This window comes from Xanthomonas dyei (assembly GCF_002939865.1).
GTDB lineage: Bacteria > Pseudomonadota > Gammaproteobacteria > Xanthomonadales > Xanthomonadaceae > Xanthomonas > Xanthomonas dyei.
This window is the reverse complement of the sequence record NZ_MDEE01000150.1, coordinates 1-259: the sequence shown is the minus strand read 5'-3', so window position 1 is coordinate 259 and position 259 is coordinate 1. Positions and strand designations below refer to the sequence as shown.

The following is a 259-nucleotide window of genomic DNA, read 5'->3' as shown; positions in this document are numbered from 1 at the left end:
GACGTCCCTGCGGTGTCTTGGCATAGAGCACCAGACGGCAATCGAGTGGATCGCTGCGATTGGCCTGCATCGGTGGCAATGCGTGTGCACGGTTGGACGCCAGCCCATGCAAGCGTCGGCTATCGATCCATTGCGCTGCATCATCGGGCACGTCTTGCGGCTTGACCTGCGTGCGTCCGCGCAGACGCCCGACCCAATCCCAGCCCATCGCCGAGACCGCGCGAAACCACGGCGTGCGGAATCCGGCATCCGTGACCAG

General features: G+C 64.9%; 1 pseudogene. It reads right to left on the bottom strand.

The window, feature by feature from the left end:
• Positions 1–259: pseudogene (locus XdyCFBP7245_RS23615) on the bottom strand (IS4 family transposase); the annotation flags it as partial.